This is a genomic window from Streptomyces umbrinus, from assembly GCF_030817415.1.
Lineage (GTDB): Bacteria > Actinomycetota > Actinomycetes > Streptomycetales > Streptomycetaceae > Streptomyces > Streptomyces umbrinus_A.
Window position 1 is genome coordinate 9,729,736 of sequence record NZ_JAUSZI010000002.1, and the last position, 17,193, is coordinate 9,746,928.

Genomic DNA, 17,193 nt, shown 5'->3' on the forward strand with positions numbered 1-17,193 from the left:
CGGCCGAGGATGGGGACCATGACGACCCAGCAGCCCCGCCGAAGAGCCGAGATTTTCGCCGCCGCCGAGGCGGACGACTTTCGCTTCAGCACCTCCGCCACCGCCGACGAACGCACGCTCCTCGTCGACATCCTGGGCGCACAGCGGGCGACACTGGAGATGAAGTGCGCAGGCCTGACAGGTGAGTTGGCCCGGCGGTCCGTGGAACCCTCCACCCTCTCCCTGCTCGGTCTCGTCCGGCATCTCGCCGACATGGAGCGCCGCTGGTTCCGGCGGGTGCTGGCCCGGCAGGACGCGCCCGCGCTGTTCTCGTCGGAGGCGTGCCCGGACGGCGACTTCGACGGCGCGTCCGCCGACCCCGCCGTGATCGCCGAGGCCTGGCGGGCCTGGCGCGCCGAGGTGGCCTTCTCCGACGGCTTCGTCGCCGACGCGCCAGGTCTCGACCTCGCGGGCGAGGACCCCTGGCGCGGGCCGGTGTCGCTGCGCTGGGTCCTCATCCACATGGTCGAGGAGTACGCCCGCCACAATGGCCACGCCGACCTGCTCCGCGAGCGCATCGACGGGGCGATCGGCGTGTGAGACGAGTGACGCGGGGCGAGCGGCGGCTGGCGGGGATCCTGCCGGGGCCCGGCCCGGCCGTGCCCGTACGGGCACAATGGACCCGTGGACGAGCCGATACCCGTGACGCGAGCCGTGGATCACGGGACCGCCAAGCTGATGCCGGACGTCGACCGGAAGCGGGCGTGGCTCCTGACGGTCGACGGGGCACCGCAGTCGTACGTGGATCTCGACGCGCCGACGCACCTGGAGTTCGAGTACGCGCGACGGCTCGGGCACGTCCTGGACACCCTCGCGGAACCGGGGCGCGCGCTGGACGTGCTGCACCTCGGCGGCGGTGCGCTCACCCTTCCCCGGTATCTCGCGGCGACCCGGCCGGGTTCCCGGCAGGACGTGGTCGAGGCCGACAGCGGGCTGCTGGACCTCGTCGTCGAGCATCTGCCCGTCCCCGACGACGCGGGCATCACGGTCCATGGCGCCGACGCCCGGGCCTGGATCGAATCCGCGCCCGCCGACTCCGCCGACGTCCTGATCGCCGACGTCTTCGGCGGTTCACGGGTCCCCGCGCACCTGACCTCGGTGGCGTACGCCCGCGAGGCCGAGCGGGTCCTGCGCGCCGACGGCGTCTATCTGGCCAACCTCGCCGACGCCACGCCCTTCGCCTTTCTGCGCTCCCAACTTGCCACGTTCTCCACGGTCTTCGACGAGCTGGCGCTGATCGCCGAGCCGGGCGTGCTGCGCGGCCGCCGCTTCGGCAACGCGGTGCTCGTCGCCTCCCACCGCCCGCTCGACACCCCCGCCCTCACCCGCCGCACGGCCGCCGACGCCTTCCCGGCCCGGGTCGAGTACGGAGACACACTGCGGGTCTTCGTGGGCGGCGCCAGGCCCGTACGGGACGAGGACGCGGTGCCGTCCCCCGAGCCACCGGACGGGGCGTTCAGTATCGGCTGAGGGCTGAGGACTGAGGCCGCCCGAGGACGGATCCGATAAGTGCGGCGGTTGGGGGTTGGGGGCTGGGGGTCGGCGGCCGGCTCAGGAAAGGCCGTCGGAGTGCGCCGGCTCGCTCCTGGCCGGTACTCCCTGGGCCACTTCCTTCGTACGCCGCGTCAGATTCCGCACGTCGGGAACGCACAGCACCGCCGCCGTCACCACGACGACCAGGACCGCGCAGCCCCACAGGGACGCGGAACGCCCGAAGGCGGACTCGGCAGGCCCCGCGAGCGCCGTGGCGAGCGGCACCATGGCGATCGAGCCGAACCAGTCGTACGCCGAGACGCGGGAGAACTTGTCCTCGGGGATCTCCTGGTGCAGCGCGGTCATCCACGAGACGCCGAAGACCTCTATCGCGGCGCCGGACACGAACATCACCGCGCACAGGGGGCCCACCGGGAACGGTACGGCGAGTGCGGCCGACGGGAGGGCGAGGGGGAAGACGCAGAGGGTGCCGGCGAAGAGGAGTCTGCGTGGCTTCCAGCGCATCATCAGGAGGGCGCCGCCGACTGTGCCCGCGCCGAACGCGGCCAGGGCCAGGCCCCATGGTCCCGCGCCGCCGAGGTTGTCCCGGGCGACGAGGGGGCCGTACACCGCCTCGGCGGCGCCGACGACGGCCACCACGACGGAGAACTGGGCGACGATCGTCCACAGCCAGGGCCTGCCGATGACCTCGCGCCAGCCGTCGCGGAGGTCGGTGAGCATTCCGCCGCCGGGTGCGCGGGACGGTATGTGACTCACGTCGAGGAAGGCCCGCAGCGAGCCCGCGATCGCGAACGCCAGCGCGTCCACGGCGAGTACCCAGCCGGGGCCGACCAAGGCGACCATGGCACCGCCCAGCGCGGCCCCGCCGAGGCCTGCGCCGTGCATCGCGAGGCGGAACAGTGCGAAGGCACGGCCGGCCTTGCCGCTGACGGAGGAGAGCAGCATGCCCTCGGCGGCCGGGCTGAAGAACGCGTGGCCCGTGCCGCCGAGCGCGGTCAGCAGCATCATCTGCCAGAGCCGCGGTTCTCCCGCGATCACGAGTGCCGCGAAGGCCGCCTGGGAAAGGCAGTTGAGGGTGTTGGCCGCGACCATCACGCGGTGCCGGGGGAGCCGGTCCGCGACCGCGCCGCCGATCAGCAGGAAGAGCACCAGCGGGAGGGTGCGGGCCGCCGCCACCAGACCTACGTCCCCGCCGTCGCCGCCCTCGTCCAGGACGGCGAACGCCGCCGCGATCAACGCTCCTTGGCTGCCAAGGTTCGTCACCACCGCGGCGGCGGTCAGCAGGGTGTAGTTGCGGCCCGCCCAGGAGGGGCGGCGCAGGCGGGCGGGGGAGTCGGCGGCAGGTCTCACCCGGCGACTGTCTCCGCCGCGGGACCGGCTTGCCAAACGACTTCTCGGCCTCTTCTTCCCGCCTGTTCCGCCCGCGTCGGCTACCGCGCGTCGGACGTCACGTGTCCGTGGGCGCGTCCTTGGTGAGACGCACGGTGCTCAGGATCTTCTGGACGGTCGCCTCGGGGATCTCGTCGCCGACGCCCTTGGCGCCGTACAGGTTCCAGGTGACGAAGTCGTCCGCGCCGTTCTTGAACGCGAAGGTGATGGCCTTGCCCTCGCTGTCGCACTTGCCGTTCTGCGGCGTGTTCTTCGAGTACGCGGTGGCGATGCTGCCCTTGAGGCCCGACTTCGTGGTGTACGCCTTCGCCTTGTCGAACTTCACGCTCTTCTTGTCCGGCTGCGTGTAACCGCCGAAGATCCACCACGGGACCCGGGTCTCGGCCGCCTCGGCCGAGTCCTTGGCGCCGTTCTCGCCGCGCGTTCCGGCGGTGGCCAGCGCGGTGTCCTCGTCGCGGCCGTCCTTGTCGCTGTCCGTGGTGCACCACTTGGACTTGAGGTAGGCGGGGGCGGTGACCGTGGTGCGGTCGGTCTTGCCCTTCTCCTCCCACTCGAAGCCCACACTCGTGTCGGTGCTCTCGATCTCCCAGTCGGCAGGGACGTCGAACATCGTGCCGAAGCGGGGGTTGATGACGACCTTCCAGCCCGCGATGGTCGCCTTCTCGCCGTCGGTGCCGCGCGGGTTGTCGTCGCCGGTGGACGGGGAGGCGCTCGGGTCCTTCGACGCGCTCGCCGACGGTGACTGCTTCGTCTTGCCGTCCTTGCCGCCGTCGGCCTCGTCGTCCTTGTCGCCGCCAAGGACCAGGAAGCCCGTGACACCGGCCGCGATGACGACGGCCGTGGCCGCCACGATCGCGACGAGCTTCGTCCTGTTCCCGTCACCGCCGCCCCGCGGCGACTCCGGCGGCTGCGGCACACCGGGCGCGCTCCAACCGGGCTGCCCCGGCTGCGTGTACGGGTTCGGCGTCTGAGGTCCGGGCTGCTGGAATCCGGGTTGCTGATACGGATTCGGCTGCTGGTACCCCGGCTGCTGGTACGGGTTCTGGTTCTGGTCCTGCGGGTTCTGCTCGCCCCCGGGCGGCTGGTTTCCTGGCCACATGGGCAGTAACCCTAGTGCCGCCCCGGACACGGTTGGGTCACCGCCCTTCGTCAGGGACGTACCGGATCAGGGCCCAGATGGGTCCTTATGGCGACGTACCGTACGAACGAAGCCCCTCCGGCGTTCTCGAACGCGAACATCCGTGCCCCGCGGGCGAGTTCCCCGGTGTTCTCGGCGATCACTTTTCCGCCACTGGTCACGGTTGGCTACTCGTGGGTAACATGCCCGCCATGAGCGCAGACCAGATGTCGATCGGCGAGATGCTCGCCGCCACGGTTCCGATGGTGCGGACCCTGAAGCTGGAGTATCTCGAGACCACTCCGGAGAAGGCCGTCCTCGCGCTGCCCGACCAGAGCGAGTACCACAACCATGTGGGCGGGCCGCATGCCGGGGCGATGTTCACGCTGGGGGAGTCGGCGAGTGGCGCGGTCGTGCTGGCCGCGTTCGGGGACCAGCTCGCGCGGGCAGTGCCGCTGCCCGTGACCGCCGAGATCGCGTTCAAGAAGCTGGCCAGGGGACCTGTCACGGCCACCGCCACACTGGGGCGCTCCATCGAGGACGTCGTCGCCGAACTCGACGCCGGGGAGCGGCCGGAGTTCCCCGTGGCCGTCGCCATCCAGCGCGAGGACGGTGCCGTGACCGGCGAGATGACGGTCATCTGGACGCTGCGGCCCAACGGCTGAGGAGCCCGCCCGTCGCCGTCGACTGTTGAGGGGGCGGGGCGCGCGGGACCGCCGGGAGGGCGGACCCGTTGTGCGGGGCCACCCTCCGGGAGTTCTTCCGGTCCGGTCAGTTGTAGAAGGCCGGGCGTTCGACGAGCTCGACCTCGATGCGGCCGCCCTCGGTCTGGGCGCGGACGCCCGCCTCGCAGACCGCGGCCGTGGCGTAGCCGTCCCAGGCGCTGGGCCCGGTGACCTCGCCGCGGCGGGTGGCGTCGACCCAGGCCTGCACCTGGCGGTCGTACGCGTCCTCGAAGCGCTCCACGAAGTCCTGGGCGATGGTGCCGCCCCAGCGGCCCGCCTGGTTGGTGACCAGTGCGTGGCCGTCGCCGATGCGGGCCGTGCCGCGTTCGCAGACCACCTCGGCCTGTACCTGGTACCCGAAGCCGCAGTTGACGTTGATCTCGACGTCGACGATCGCGCCGCCGGCGGTCTCGAACACGACGAACTGCGGATCCTGCAGGCCCTCCGGGGCGTTGCCGGACGGCGTCGGCTTCAGCACGGTGACCGCGGTGATCTCCTGGCCGAGCAGCCAGCGCGTGATGTCCATCTCGTGCACGACCGAGTCGTTGATGAGCATCTCGCTGGTGAAGCCGGGCGGGGTCGCGACATTGCGGTGCCGGTTGTGCAGCATCAGCGGCCGGCCCAACTGCCCGGTGTTCAGCAGCGCCTTGAGCTTCGCGTACTCGGTGTCGTACCGGCGCATGAAGCCCACCTGCACCAGGCGGTGCCCGACCTTCTGCTCGGCCTCCAGGACCCGCAGCGCGGAGGCCGAGCCCGGGGTGAGCGGCTTCTCGCACAGGACGGGCAGGTCGTGCTCGAAGGCGGTGAGCAGCGCCGCCTCGTGGGCGGGGCCGGGGGAGGCGATCAGTACGGCGTCGACGCCGTCCGCGGCCATCGCGGCGGCCGCGTCGGTGTGGGCCGTGCAGCCCTCGATACCGTCGGCGATCCGCTTGACCCGTTCCGCGTCGACGTCCACGACCGCGGCGACGCGTGCCCCGTTGGTCACTTCGGAGAGACGCCGCACATGATCGGCCCCCATCTTTCCGGTGCCGATGACGGCCACGCCGAGCGTTCCGCGCTGAGCCATGGTCGGTTGATCCCTTCTCAGGCGCCGCAGGAGCGCAGGAACTGGCGGGTGCGCACCGCGATGGGCAGGGGCTTGTCCGGCGGGCAGGGGTACATGTCCTGCTCGACGATGGCGAACAGGTCGACACCGAGGCGCTGCGCGGCGTCCAGCACCGGCTCCAGGGCGGGCACGCCGGTGGGGGGCTCGCACATCACGCCGCGCTGGACGGCGGGACCGAACGGGACCTCGTTCTTGACGACGTCCGCGAGGATCTCCGGGTCGACCTGCTTGAGGTGCAGATAGCCGATGCGCTCGCCGTACGTCTCGATCAGCTTGACGTTGTCACCGCCGCAGTAGGCGTAGTGCCCGGTGTCCAGACAGAGGCTGACCAGGCCGGAGTCCGTCGAGTCGAGGAAGCGCTCGACGTGCTCCTCGGTGTCGATGTGCGTGTCCGCGTGCGGGTGCACCACGATGTCGAGGCCGAAGCGTTCCTTCACCTCGTGGCCGAGGCGCTCCATGCCCTTGGTGAGGTACGACCATTGACGGACCGTCAGCTCCGACGGCTCGATCAACTCGGCGGTCTTGTCGTCCCGCCAGAAGGACGGGATGACCACCAGGTGCTTCGCGCCCATCGCCCGGGTCAGCTCGGCGACCTGGCTGACGTGCTCCCAGGTGGCGTCCCAGACGTCGGGACCGCGGTGCAGCGCGGTGAAGACCGTGCCGGCCGACACCTTGAGGTCGCGCCTGTTCACCTCGTCGGTGAGCTTGGCCGGGTCGGTCGGCAGATAGCCGTACGGGCCCAGCTCGATCCACGAGTAACCGGCCTCGGAGACCTCGTCCAGGAAGCGTTCCCAGGGCACCTGCTGGGGGTCGTCGGGGAACCAGACGCCCCACGAGTCCGGCGCGGAGCCGACGCGGATGCGATCGAGCGCGTTGGCCATCAGGATGCCTTTCCTTCCGAGGAGGAGGCGGTGGGTGCCTTGAGGTCTTCGGCTTCGGGGAGTTCTTCGACGTCGACGCCGCGGACCTGGGCCAACTCGTGTTTGAGTGCGGCGAGTTCGGCGCCGCCTGCCATGTGGTTGGTGAGTTCTTCGAGGCTGACGTCGGCGCGGGCGGCGGAGAGTTCCATGGTGCCCAGGCGCAGGACGCTGAAGTGGTCGCCGACCATGTAGGCGTGGTGGGGGTTGTGGGTGATGAAGATGACCCCGAGTCCGCGGTCGCGGGCGGCGGCGATGTACTTCAGGACGACGCCGGACTGTTTGACGCCGAGGGCTGCGGTGGGCTCGTCCAGGATGAGGACGCGGGCGCCGAAGTAGACGGCGCGGGCGATGGCCACGGACTGGCGCTGGCCGCCGGAGAGGGTGCCAATCGGCTGGTCGAGGTCGTCCAGGATGATGCCCATGTTGCGCAGTTCGGTGTCCGCGGTCGCCTTCATCTTCGCGATGTCCAGACGCCGGATGGGCCAGGGGCCTTTGGTCATCTCGGAGCCGAGGAAGAAGTTCCGCCACACCGGCATCAGGGGCACGGTGGCCAGGTCCTGGTAGACGGTGGCGATGCCCTTGTCGAGGGCTTCGCGCGGGGTGCTGAGGTGGACGGCCTGGCCGTCGATGAGGAATTCGCCCTCGGTGTGCTGGTGCAGGCCGGAGATGATTTTGATCAGGGTGGACTTGCCGGCGCCGTTGTCGCCGAGCACGCAGGTGACCTGGCTGGGATACACCGCCAGGTCGACGGTGTGCAGGGCGCGGACGTTGCCGTACGCCTTGCCCGCCCCCTTCAGCTCGACGATCGGCTCGGCGGTCTCGGGCTTGTCCTTGACCGCTGCGCCGTTGGGGGAGGTTTCGTTGGTGGTCATGGCGTTACCTCCGGGTGGCCTGGCTGCGGACCCACAGATTGACGAGGGCGGCGAGCAGGAGCATGACGCCGAGGAAGGCCTTGAACCAGTCGGGGTTCCAGTTGGCGTAGACGATGCCCTGGGAGACCATGCCGAAGATGAAGGCACCGATCACGGGGCCGATCGCCGATCCGTAGCCGCCGGTCAGCAGGCAGCCGCCGATGACCGCGGCGATGATGTACAGGAACTCGTTGCCCACACCCTCGCCGGACTGGACGGTGTTGAACGAGAACAGAATGTGCATGCCCACGAACCAGGCACCCGCGCCCACCCCCATGAACAGGGCGATCTTGGTGAAGGTGACCGGCACACCCACTGCACGGGCCGATTCCTTGCTGCCGCCGGTCGCGAAGATCCAGTTCCCGAACTTGGTGCGCAGCAGCAGCCAGGTCGCGGCCGCGGCGAAGACCAGCCAGTAGAAGACCGTGATCTTCACATCGACGCCGCCGATGCTGATCTCGGAGGCGAAGACCTTCTTGGCCTGGTCGAAGCCGTCCATGTCACTGATCGAGTCGGTGGCGACGTTGCCGGTGAAGATCTTCGTGATGGCGAGGTTGGCGCCCTGCAGGATCAGGAACGACCCCAGCGTGATCAGGAACGACGGCAGGCCGGTGCGTACGAGCATGTAGCCGTTGAAAGCGCCGATCGCCAGGGATACGACGAGGGCGACGATGACGCCGGTCCACACGTTCATGGAGAGCTGGAAGCTCCACATGCTCGCGGTGAGCGCGGACGTGGTGACCGCGACACCGGCGGAGAGGTCGAACTCGCCGCCGATCATCAAGAGCGCCACCGGGAGGGCCATGATGCCCATCACCGACGACTCGTAGAGCACGTTGGCCAGTGAGCCGGCCTCGCGGAAGGGGGAGGCGACCGCGAAGAAGAAGACGTACACGGCGATCGCCGCGATGAGTGCGCCGATCTCGGGGCGGGCCGCCAGCCTGCGGGTCAGGGAGCGTTCCGAGGTCCGGCCGTCCTTGGGGGCGGCCGGCGGAGCCGGCGACGAGGAACTCGTCGCCGGTGCCGTTGCCTGGGACATGGAAATCACCGAGTGCCCTTCGCGGCGAACTTCGCGATGGCCTCGACGTTGGACTTGTCGACGAACGCGGGACCGGTCAGCACCGGCTCCTGGCCACCGCCACTGAAGTTGCCGTTGGTCTTGTAGAGCCACAGGGAGTCGACCGAGAGGTAGCCCTGCAGGTACGGCTGCTGGTCCACGGCGAACTGGATGTCGCCGTCCTCGATGGCGCTGACCATCTCCTTGTTGAGGTCGAAGGTCGCGACCTTGGCCTTGCTGCCCGCGTCGTCCACGGACTGCACGGCGGTCAGCGCGAACGGGGCACCCAGGGTGACCACGTAGTCGATCGACGAGTCCTGCTTGAGCTTGGCGGTGATCGTCGACTTCACGGACGGCATGTTCGTGCCGTTCACGTACAGGTTCGTGGTCTTGCCCTTGAAGGTCTTCTTGACGCCCGCGCAGCGCGCCTCCAGGGCGACGTGGCCCTGCTCCTGGATGACACAGATGTTGTTCTTGGCGCCGAGTTCGTTGAGCTTCTCGCCGAAGGCCTCACCGGCGACGGACTCGTCCTGGCCGAAGTACTCCAGGAGGCCCTGGTCCTTCCAGTCGTCGACGCCTCCGTTGAAGCCGACGACCGGGATGCCGGCCGCCTTGGCCTTGGCGACAGCGGACTTCATGGCGTCCGGCTTGGCCAGGGTGACCGCGATGCCGTCGACCTTCTGGTCGATCGCGTTCTGGACCAGGTTGGCCTGCTTGGCCGAGTCCGGGTTGCTGGAGTACACCAGCTCGACGTTGTCCTTGGCCGCGGCGGCCTCGGCACCCTTGCGGATGAGGTCCCAGAAGGTGTCGCCGGGGGCCGCGTGGGTGATCATCGCGACCTTCATGCGGGGGGTGTCGGCCTTGCCGGCAGACGCGTTGCCCGTGTCCTCCTCGGCCTTCTTGCCGCCGGAGTCGCTGGAACAGCCGGTGACTATCAGGGCCGCTGCGGCGGCCGCGGCGACGAGGGCGAATCTGCGGGAACGGGGGCGAGACGTGCGGTCCATCTTTCCGGCACCTCACTGTGCGACAGGGGAAAGGGAGCAGGGGCAGCGGTCCGGGCGGGTGCCCGGTCCTTCGGCCCGTACGGAAGGAGACCGCAGGGCCACGTACCGACAAACTCGGCTGTGCTGTTGGGAGGGGATGTAAGTCCCTGACAGACCCCGCTGTCAATACTTTGTTAAGACATCATTTCAGGATCACGTGAGAATGTAAGTACAAAGTCTTGACATGGCTCGGCCTCGGTCTTACACCTAGGACACACCGGTCCCCTGCATCCCGCACCCCCGGAAGCCCGCAGCCAGCACGAGGAGCGACGCGTATGACCGAGTCCTTCGACCTGATCACCATGGGTCGCATCGGGGTCGATCTCTACCCTCTGCAGACCGGAGTGCCGCTCGCGCGTGTCGAAACCTTCGGTAAATTCCTCGGTGGCTCGGCGGCCAACGTGGCGGTCGCCGCGGCCCGTCTCGGCCGTTCCACGGCGATCGTCACCCGAACCGGCGATGATCCCTTCGGAGCCTATCTGCACCAGGCTCTCAAGGAGTTCGGGGTCGACGATCGCTGGGTCACCCCCGTCGAGGCGTACCCGACGCCGGTCACGTTTTGTGAGATCTTCCCGCCCGACGACTTCCCGCTGTACTTCTACCGGCAGCCCAAGGCGCCCGACCTGGAGATCCGCACCGACGAGCTGGACTTCTTCGCCGTCCGGGCGGCGAAGATCTTCTGGATCACCGGCACCGGTCTGAGCGAGGAGCCCAGCCGCTCCGCCACGCTCGCGGCCCTCAAGGCACGCGACAAGGCCGGCACCACCGTCTTCGACCTCGACTGGCGCCCCATGTTCTGGAAGGACCCGGCCGAGGCACGCCCGTACTACGCCGAAGCCCTGCGGCACGTCACCGTCGCCGTCGGCAACCTCGACGAGTGCGAGGTCGCCACCGGCGTCCGCGAGCCGCGCGCCTGCGCCGAGGCACTCCTCGAAGCGGGCGTGGAACTGGCCGTCGTCAAGCAGGGTCCCAAGGGCGTCCTCGCCGTCCACCGCGACGGCACCACCGCCGAAGTGCCGCCCGTACCCGTCGAGGTGGTCAACGGCCTCGGCGCGGGCGACGCGTTCGGCGGCTCGCTCTGCCACGGACTGCTGGCCGGCTGGGAGCTGGAGAAGACCATGGGGTACGCCAACGCGGCCGGTGCCCTGGTCGCCTCCCGCCTCGCCTGCTCCTCCGCGATGCCGACCGCCGCCGAGGTCGAGGATCTCGTCGCCTCCCGCGCCTGACGCCGCCACCCCCTGAACGGAGCCAGACCCTTGAGCATCACCATCCCCGACCTCGTCAGGGTGCGCGCCCGGCACCCGGAGGCGGTGGCCGAAGCGGCTGCCCGCCGGACCCGGCGTCCCCTCGTCGGCGACAGCGGCCGCCTGATGATCGTGGCGGCCGACCACCCGGCACGCGGCGCGCTCGGAGTCGGCGATCGCAGGCTGGCGATGGCCAACCGCGCCGACCTGCTGGAGCGGCTGTGTATCGCGCTGTCGCGGCCGGGCGTGGACGGGGTGCTCGCCACCGCCGACATCCTGGACGACCTGCTCCTGCTCGGCGCGCTGGAGAACAAGGTCGTCATGGGCTCCATGAACCGCGGCGGCCTGGCCGGTGCCGTCTTCGAGATGGACGACCGGTTCACCGGACACCGTGCCGAGGACATGGCCCGGCTGAACTTCGACGCGGGCAAGCTGCTGCTGCGCATCGACTACGACGACCCCGGCTCGCTGACCACCCTGGAGTCGACCGCCCGCGCGATCGACGACATGGCCGCGCACCGGCTTCCCGTGTTCGTCGAGCCGTTCATCTCCCGCCGCGTCGAGGGAACGGTCCGCAACGACCTCACCGCCGAGGCCGTCACCCGCTCCATCGCCATAGCCTCGGGGCTCGGCGGCACCTCCGCCTACACCTGGCTGAAACTGCCCGTCACCAGCGACCCGGACGACATGGCCGCCGTGCTGGAGACCTCGACCCTGCCCGCCGTCCTGCTCGGCGGCGAGGTCGGCAGGGACCAGGAGGGCGCGTACGAGAGATGGCGCAAGGCCCTGCGACTGCCCACCGTCCAGGGTCTGGTCGTCGGCCGGTCCCTGCTCTATCCCGCCGAGGGCAGTGTGGAGACCGCGGTGGACACCGCGGTCGGCCTGCTCTGACCGGAAGGATCCACTTTTCATGACCAGCGCACACCACCTGCCCGCGGGCAAGGCCGCGAGCGGCCCGTACGCCGTGGACGTCACCCCGGAGAGCGCCGGCTGGGACCACTCCAGCCTCCGCGTCCTCGAACTGGCACCCGGTGGCACGCACTTGTTCACCGCCGGGGACAGCGAGTGGATCGTGACCTCGCTCGGCGGCGGCTGCAGCGTCACGGTCGGTGACGACTTCGGCCGCGACGAGTTCGAACTGCGCGGCCGCACGAGCGTGTTCAGCGGTGCCAGCGACTTCGTATACGTTCCGCGGGACGCGACCGCGACGCTCACCTCGGCCGACGGCGGGCGTTTCGCGCTCACCGGGGCCCGCTGTTCCCGGCGTCTGCCGGCCCGCTACGGGCCCGCCGAGTCCGTCCCGGTCGAGCTGCGCGGCACCGGCAACTGCTCGCGCATGGTCCGAAACTTCGGCGCGGCCGGGGTCTTCGAGTGCGACAAGCTCATCGCGGTCGAGGTGATCACCCCGGGCGGCAACTGGTCCTCGTACCCGCCGCACAAGCACGACGAGAACCGGCCCGGCGAGGAGTCGGAGCTGGAGGAGATCTACTACTTCGAGATCGCCGACCACGAGGGCACGCCCGGCCTCGGCTACCAGCGGGTCTCCCCGTCCGGCCACGGCAGCGGCACCGATGTGCTCGCCGAGGTGCGCGGCGGCGACGTCGTCCTGATCCCGGACGGCTGGCACGGCCCCTCCATCGCCGCGCCCGGCCACGACATGTACTACCTCAACGTCATGGCGGGCCCCGGCGCCGACCGGGCCTGGCTGATCTGCGACCACCCCGACCACGCCTGGATCCGCGACACCTGGCCGAGCCAGCCCGTCGACCCCCGGCTGACCCGAACCACCCAGTGAGGAACCGATGAGCCGCTCCACCCTTCGCCTGACCGTCGCCCAGGCACTGGTGCGTTTCCTGGCCGTGCAGTACACCGAACGCGACGGCGTACGGCACCGGCTGATCGCCGGGACCTGGGGGATCTTCGGACATGGCAACGTCGCCGGGATCGGCCAGGCGCTCCTGGAGGCCGGCGAGGAGACCATGCCGTTCCACCAGGGCCGCAACGAACAGGCCATGGTGCACGCCGCGGTCGGCCACGCCCGCCAGCTGAACCGGCTCTCCGCGCAGGCGGTCACCACCTCCATCGGCCCCGGCGCGACCAACCTGGTCACCGGCGCGGCCCTGGCCACGGTCAACCGCCTCCCGGTGCTGCTCCTGCCCGGCGACTACTTCGCGACCCGTGCCGCCGACCCGCTGCTCCAGCAGCTGGAGCACCCCGTCGAGGCGGACCTGTCCGTCAACGACACGCTGCGTCCGGTCTCCCGCTACTTCGACCGGATCACCCGCCCCGAGGCGCTGATCCCCTCCGCCCTGAACGCGATGCGCGTACTCGCCGACCCGGTCGAGACCGGCGCCGTCACCCTCGCCCTGCCGCAGGACGTCCAGGCCGAGGCGTACGACTGGCCCGAGGAGTTCTTCGCCGACCGGATCTGGCACGTACGCCGCCCGGCGCCCGAACCGGCCGAGCTCGCGGCCGCCGTGGAAGCCGTACGCGGCGCCCGGCGCCCCCTGATCGTCGCGGGCGGCGGCATCCACCACAGCGAGGCCGAGACGGCGCTCAAGGCGTTCGTGGAGGCCACCGGCATCCCGGTCGCGTCCACCCAGGCCGGCAAGGGCTCCCTGCGCTACGACCACCCGGCCGACCTCGGCGGAGTCGGCCACACCGGCACCGCCGTCGCCGACGAACTGGCCCGCACCGCCGACCTGGTCATCGGCGTCGGCACCCGCTACACGGACTTCACCACCGCCTCCGCCACGCTCTTCCAGGAGCCGGGCGTGCGGTTCGTGAACCTCAACGTGGCCGCCTTCGACGCGCACAAGCTGAGCGCGCGGACCCTGGTCGCCGACGCCCGCGCCGGTCTGGAGGCCCTCACCGAGGCGCTGTCCGGCCACCGCGTCGACGCGGCGTACGAGGCCGGGTACCGCGCCGGCAAGGAGCGCTGGGAGGAGGTCGTGGACGCCGTGTACCGGGCGGACGACGAGCACGCCGTCCCCACCCAGACCCAGGTCCTCGGCGCCCTGGACGCCGTGGTCGGCGACGACGACGTCGTCATCAACGCGGCCGGCTCGCTCCCCGGCGACCTGCACAAGCTGTGGCGTGCGCGAAGCCCGCGCCAGTACCACCTGGAGTACGGCTACTCCTGCATGGGCTACGAGATCCCGGCGGGCATCGGCGTCCAGCAGGCCGCCCCCGGCACGCCCGTCTGGTCACTGGTCGGCGACGGCACGTACCTGATGATGCCCACCGAGATCGTCACCGCCGTCCAGGAGGGCCTGCCCGTCAACCTGGTGCTGATCCAGAACCACGGGTACGCGTCCATCGGCGGCCTCTCCGAGGAGACGGGCGGCGAGCGCTTCGGCACCGCCTACCGCTACCGGGCCGCCGACGGCACCTTCACCGGCGCCCCGCTGCCCATGGACCTGGCCGCCAACGCCGCCAGCCTCGGCATGGACGTCCTGCGCGCCAAGACCGTCCGCGAACTGCGCGACGCCCTGGCCACGGCCCGCGCCTCGGACCGGCCGACGTGCGTGTACGTCGAGACCGACCCGACGCCCACCGCCCCCGCAGCCGAGGCCTGGTGGGACGTACCGGTCGCCGAGGTCGCCTCCCGCGACGCCGCCTCCCGTGCCCGCGAGCGGTACGACGAGCGCGTCGTCGACCGTCGCCGCCACCTCTGACCTCCCTCCGCTCACGAAAAGGATCCACACCATGCAGAACATGAACCACTGGATCGGGGGGAAGCCCGTCGAGGGCGCCTCCGGCCGCTTCGGCCCCGTCTACAACCCCGCCACGGGCGCCCAGGAGAAGCAGGTGCCCTTCGCCTCCGTGGACGAGGTGGACGCCGCCGTCGCCTCCGCGAAGGCCGCCTTCGAGAGCTGGGGTACCGCCTCGCTGGCCAAGCGTACGACCGTCCTCTTCAAGTACCGCGAGCTGCTTGACGCGCACCGCGACGAGATCGCCGAGCTGATCACCGCCGAGCACGGCAAGGTGCACTCGGACGCGCTCGGTGAGGTCGCCCGGGGCATGGAGATCGTCGAACTCGCCTGTTCCGTACCGCAGTTGGTTAAGGGCGAGCTGTCCACACAGGTCTCCACGCGCGTCGACGTGGCCGCGATCCGCCAGCCGCTCGGTGTCGTCGCGGGCATCACGCCGTTCAACTTCCCGGCCATGGTGCCGATGTGGATGTTCCCGCTGGCCATCGCCTGCGGCAACACCTTCGTGCTCAAGCCGAGCGAGAAGGACCCCTCCGCCTCCTACCGGCTGGCCGAACTCGCCTCCGAGGCGGGCCTCCCGGACGGCGTGCTCAACGTCGTGCAGGGCGACAAGGTCGCCGTGGACCGCCTCCTGGAGCACCCGGACATCACGGCCGTCTCCTTCGTCGGCTCCACGCCCATCGCCAAGTACATCCAGCTCAAGGGCATCGAGCACGGCAAGCGCGTACAGGCCCTCGGCGGCGCCAAGAACCACATGCTGGTTCTCCCGGACGCCGACCTGGACTTCGCCGCCGACCAGGCCATCAACGCCGCGTACGGCTCGGCTGGCGAGCGCTGCATGGCCGTGTCCGTCGTCGTCGCGGTCGGCGACACCGGCGACGAGCTGGTTGACAAGATCGCCGAGCGGGCCAAGGGCCTGAAGATCGGCCCCGGCAGCGACGCGGCCAGCGAGATGGGCCCGCTCATCACCCGCGAGCACCGCGACAAGGTCGCCTCGTACGTGACGGGCGCGGCCGCCCAGGGCGCCGAGGTCGTCGTCGACGGCACCGGCTTCACCGTCCCGGGCCACGAGGACGGCTTCTTCATCGGCGTCTCGCTCCTCGACAAGGTGCCGGTCACCGCGGACGCGTACAAGGACGAGATCTTCGGCCCGGTGCTCTGCGTGGTCCGCGCCGAGACGTACGACGAGGCAATCGCGCTGATCAACAGCTCCCGCTGGGGCAACGGCACCGCGATCTTCACCCGGGACGGCGGCGCCGCCCGCCGCTTCCAGCTGGAGGTCCAGGCCGGCATGGTCGGCGTCAACGTGCCGATCCCCGTGCCCGTCGGCTACCACTCGTTCGGCGGCTGGAAGGACTCCCTCTTCGGGGACCACCACATCTACGGCAACGACGGCATCGCCTTCTACACCCAGGGCAAGGTCATCACCACCCGCTGGCCCGACCCGGCCGACGGCGGCGGTATCAACCTCGGCTTCCCCAGCAACTCCTGACGGAAGCCGCGCCCGAAGGAGGCCGTGCCCGACCCGGGCACGGCCTCACCGAAGCCGTCCGGGGTACCCGCACGACACGATCGAGAGCCACGTACCGACGGACATGTGAAGGGAGGGGCTCCGTGGCAGAGACCGAAACCGCACGTCCGGCGAACGCCGCAGCGTTCGACAGCCTGGAGGTCGCCCTGGACCGGGGCAGCCCGATCCCGCTCTACTACCAGCTCGCCCAGCAACTGGAGTCCGCGATCGAGCACGGGGCGCTCGCCCCGGGCAACCTGCTGGGCAACGAGGTGGACATCGCCGCCCGGCTCGGCCTGTCCCGGCCGACCGTCCGCCAGGCCATCCAGTCCCTGGTGGACAAGGGCCTGCTCGTGCGCCGCCGGGGCATCGGCACTCAGGTGGTGCACAGCCAGGTCAGACGTTCGCTGGAACTGAGCAGCCTCTACGACGACCTGGCGGCCGCCGGGCAGAGCCCCGCCACCCAGGTGCTGCGCAACGAGATCGAGTCGGCCTCGCCCGAGGTGGCCGCGGCCCTCGGCATCCCCGAGGGCCGGGACGTCATCGTGCTCGAAAGGCTGCGCTCCACCTACGGCGAACCCGTCGCCCACCTGTGCAACTACCTGCCCGCCACGCTCCTCGAACTGGACACCGAGCGGCTGGAGGAGACCGGTCTCTACCGGATGCTGCGGGCCGCCGGAATCACCCTGCACAGCGCCCGTCAGACCGTGGGCGCCCGCTGCGCCACCGCCGAAGAGGGGACCCTGCTCGACGAGCCGGAGGGAGCCGCGCTGCTCACCATGTGCCGCACGGCCTACGACGACACCGGGCGGGCCGTAGAGTACGGGACCCACGTCTACCGCGCCGCGCGCTACACGTTCGACTTCCAGCTGCTCGTACGCCCCTGATCGGGTGCGGCCGCCGGGGTCGGAAGGCGGCCGCGGCGG

At 70.5% G+C, this 17,193-nt stretch carries 16 protein-coding genes; 9 read left to right on the forward strand and 7 right to left on the reverse strand.

The window, feature by feature from the left end; all coding sequences use genetic code 11:
* Positions 1-18 precede the first annotated feature (18 nt).
* The gene (locus QF035_RS43000; protein WP_307526923.1) at positions 19-579 is read left to right on the forward strand and encodes a DinB family protein; all 561 of its coding nucleotides are present in this window, start codon (positions 19-21) and stop codon (positions 577-579) included.
* Between the two features lie 84 nt (positions 580-663).
* Positions 664-1,509: a spermidine synthase gene (locus QF035_RS43005; protein WP_307526925.1), complete on the forward strand. Its 846-nt coding sequence runs from the start codon at positions 664-666 to the stop codon at positions 1,507-1,509.
* A gap of 81 nt (positions 1,510-1,590) precedes the next feature.
* On the opposite strand, the gene QF035_RS43010 is transcribed toward QF035_RS43005, so the two are convergent.
* Positions 1,591-2,883, reverse strand: a complete 1,293-nt coding sequence (locus tag QF035_RS43010) for an MFS transporter (protein ID WP_307526927.1) — start codon at positions 2,881-2,883, stop codon at positions 1,591-1,593.
* A gap of 97 nt (positions 2,884-2,980) precedes the next feature.
* On the reverse strand, positions 2,981-4,021 hold the full coding sequence (locus QF035_RS43015; RefSeq protein ID WP_307526928.1) for a hypothetical protein: 1,041 nt from the start codon (positions 4,019-4,021) through the stop codon (positions 2,981-2,983).
* Between the two features lie 245 nt (positions 4,022-4,266).
* On the opposite strand from QF035_RS43015, the gene QF035_RS43020 reads away from it, so the two are divergent.
* The gene (locus QF035_RS43020) at positions 4,267-4,704 is read left to right on the forward strand and encodes a DUF4442 domain-containing protein (protein ID WP_190232611.1); all 438 of its coding nucleotides are present in this window, start codon (positions 4,267-4,269) and stop codon (positions 4,702-4,704) included.
* Between the two features lie 106 nt (positions 4,705-4,810).
* Here the strand turns inward: QF035_RS43020 and QF035_RS43025 are convergent, their stop codons facing one another.
* The 5 genes from QF035_RS43025 to QF035_RS43045 are packed head-to-tail and all read right to left on the reverse strand — an operon-like array spanning position 4,811 to position 9,761.
* Positions 4,811-5,830, reverse strand: a complete 1,020-nt coding sequence (locus QF035_RS43025; protein ID WP_307526930.1) for a Gfo/Idh/MocA family protein — start codon at positions 5,828-5,830, stop codon at positions 4,811-4,813.
* A 17-nt stretch (positions 5,831-5,847) separates the two neighbouring features.
* Positions 5,848-6,750 (reverse strand): sugar phosphate isomerase/epimerase family protein, encoded by a 903-nt coding sequence (locus QF035_RS43030; RefSeq protein ID WP_307526932.1) that lies wholly within the window; start codon positions 6,748-6,750, stop codon positions 5,848-5,850.
* Positions 6,750-7,661, reverse strand: coding sequence for an ATP-binding cassette domain-containing protein (locus QF035_RS43035; RefSeq protein ID WP_307526934.1), 912 nt, complete (start codon positions 7,659-7,661; stop codon positions 6,750-6,752). Before QF035_RS43035 ends, QF035_RS43030 begins: the two co-directional genes overlap by 1 nt.
* Positions 7,662-7,665: 4 nt before the next feature.
* Entirely contained in the window at positions 7,666-8,739 is a 1,074-nt protein-coding gene (locus QF035_RS43040; protein WP_307526936.1) for an ABC transporter permease, read from the reverse strand.
* A gap of 5 nt (positions 8,740-8,744) precedes the next feature.
* On the reverse strand, positions 8,745-9,761 hold the full coding sequence (locus tag QF035_RS43045) for a sugar ABC transporter substrate-binding protein (RefSeq protein ID WP_307526938.1): 1,017 nt from the start codon (positions 9,759-9,761) through the stop codon (positions 8,745-8,747).
* Positions 9,762-10,075: 314 nt separating this feature from the next.
* On the opposite strand from QF035_RS43045, the gene iolC reads away from it, so the two are divergent.
* From iolC to QF035_RS43075, 6 genes are all read left to right on the forward strand, one after another.
* The gene (iolC, locus tag QF035_RS43050) at positions 10,076-11,026 is read left to right on the forward strand and encodes a 5-dehydro-2-deoxygluconokinase (RefSeq protein ID WP_307526940.1); all 951 of its coding nucleotides are present in this window, start codon (positions 10,076-10,078) and stop codon (positions 11,024-11,026) included.
* Between the two features lie 30 nt (positions 11,027-11,056).
* The gene (locus tag QF035_RS43055; protein WP_055610801.1) at positions 11,057-11,935 is read left to right on the forward strand and encodes a Cgl0159 family (beta/alpha)8-fold protein; all 879 of its coding nucleotides are present in this window, start codon (positions 11,057-11,059) and stop codon (positions 11,933-11,935) included.
* Positions 11,936-11,954: 19 nt separating this feature from the next.
* Entirely contained in the window at positions 11,955-12,839 is an 885-nt protein-coding gene (iolB, locus tag QF035_RS43060) for a 5-deoxy-glucuronate isomerase (RefSeq protein ID WP_307526943.1), read from the forward strand.
* Positions 12,840-12,846: 7 nt separating this feature from the next.
* Positions 12,847-14,721, forward strand: a complete 1,875-nt coding sequence (gene iolD / locus QF035_RS43065; RefSeq protein WP_307526945.1) for a 3D-(3,5/4)-trihydroxycyclohexane-1,2-dione acylhydrolase (decyclizing) — start codon at positions 12,847-12,849, stop codon at positions 14,719-14,721.
* A 31-nt stretch (positions 14,722-14,752) separates the two neighbouring features.
* The gene (locus tag QF035_RS43070; RefSeq protein ID WP_307526947.1) at positions 14,753-16,249 is read left to right on the forward strand and encodes a CoA-acylating methylmalonate-semialdehyde dehydrogenase; all 1,497 of its coding nucleotides are present in this window, start codon (positions 14,753-14,755) and stop codon (positions 16,247-16,249) included.
* Between the two features lie 122 nt (positions 16,250-16,371).
* Entirely contained in the window at positions 16,372-17,154 is a 783-nt protein-coding gene (locus QF035_RS43075; RefSeq protein ID WP_307526949.1) for a GntR family transcriptional regulator, read from the forward strand.
* The last annotated feature ends 39 nt before the right edge of the window (positions 17,155-17,193 follow it).